Source organism: Chitinophaga sp. RAB17, from assembly GCF_052114225.1.
Lineage (GTDB): Bacteria > Bacteroidota > Bacteroidia > Chitinophagales > Chitinophagaceae > Chitinophaga.
Genome location: NZ_JBFREI010000033.1, coordinates 1 through 1715 on the forward strand (window position 1 = coordinate 1; position 1715 = coordinate 1715).

Consider the following 1715-nt stretch of genomic DNA (forward strand, 5'->3'; position numbering starts at 1 on the left):
TGTTCGCTACGACCCAGTTGTATGCCTGCCAGGTCGCCGGCTTGTATATGATATTGCTGCCGCAGGTAATCCCCCAGTTGATTGGCTCTTTCATTCAATGCTTTATAGGTAAGCGCCGTTCCTTCAAACACCAGTGCCGTATTATCCGGTGTTTGGGCTGCCTGTGCTTCAAACAGGTGCACAATTGTTTGTGTGGCGGGATAAGTAACCGCAGTGGCATCAAAGGAGGTTAATAGTGCATGCCGCTCTGCCGCACTTAAATAATCTATTGCATCCACAGGTGCATCGGGCTGAGCGATAACTGCTGCCATCAATTGTTCCAGGTGATGAGCCAGTTGGTCTACTGTATTTTTCGTATAGATGTCACTGTTATATATTAAGTGTAGTTGTATGGTTTCTCCGACCTCCATAAAATCAAAGGTCAGGTCAAACTTGCTCAGCCGGGTAGTAGCGCCCTCATAGCCACTTATCTTCAATGCTCCCAATCCCTGCGGATCTTCCTGTTTATGCAGCGAGGCATTCTGTAATACCACTGTTACATCAAACAAGGGATTCCGGCTCATATCCTGCACAGGATGCAATGCATCCACCAGTTCATCAAAAGGATACATCTGGTGAGTATAGGCGTCCAGCGTTAGCTGCTTTACCTGTTCCAGTAATGCGGAGTAGCTATTGGTTCCCTTAAACCGCGTACGTAGTGCCAAAGTGTTCACGTAAAATCCTATCTGGCCTTCCAGGTCAGCATGTTCCCGACCGGCTATAGGGCTGCCAATCACGATATCTTCCTGCCGGGTATACCGGTGTAATAAAGCATTCACGGCTGCTAATAATCCCATAAACAAAGTACTGCCATGTTTCCGGCAAAGCGTTTTTATACCCTGGCTTACGCTGCTGTTTATGATCTTATGCGTGGCTGCTCCATTATAAGTTTTGATGGTAGGACGGGGTTTATCTGATGACAGCTCCAGTATGGGCAACGGGCCTTCAAATTGTTGCAACCAGTAATCCCGGTGTGTTTGTAAGTTGGCGCCGCTCAACTGCTCCTGCTGCCACACGGCGTAATCCTTGTACTGAATGCGCAAAGGGGGTAGCTCAACCGCTTCTCCTTTGAGGAAAATATTGTATAAATGCATCAGTTCATTGATCAGTACCTCCATGGACCAACCATCACTGATGATATGATGTATCACGTAACTAAACACCCATTTTTCCGCTGCTACCCGAATCAGGCGGGCGTGAATCAATGGGCCCGCAGCCAGATCAAAAGGCCGGAGGTAATCCAGGCGCACCTGCTCTTCCAGCTTTTGCTCCGGTGCTGCTTCTTTACGTAAATCCTGCAGTGTTATGCCAAAGTTGATATCTGCCAACGGCTTGACAAATTGCCGCAGCTCTCCCTGCTCATCTTCCCTGAACACCGTGCGCAGTATTTCATGCCGCTCCAGCAACGCATTAAAGGAATGCTCCAGGGCAGCAATGTTTAGCTCTCCTTCAAACACATACACACCCGGTATATTGTAAGCCACATTTCCTTCCGCAAACTGGCTCAATACCCATAACCTGCGTTGGGAAGAAGATAGCACGTAACCCGGTTGCACAGGCGCCAATGGTATAGTAACAAAAGAATGCCGGGCAGATTGCGCTATCAGTGCCGCCTGCTCTTCCAGCACTACCTGGGAGAATAATTCGTTTAACGACACCTTTACATCAAACACCTT

The 1715-nt window shown here is 48.3% G+C and carries 1 protein-coding gene; it reads right to left on the reverse strand.

All coding sequences use genetic code 11. The annotated features are described in order from the left end of the window. A partial coding sequence (locus AB4Z08_RS35700) for a condensation domain-containing protein (protein ID WP_441578558.1) occupies positions 1–1715 on the reverse strand: 1715 nt, incomplete at both ends.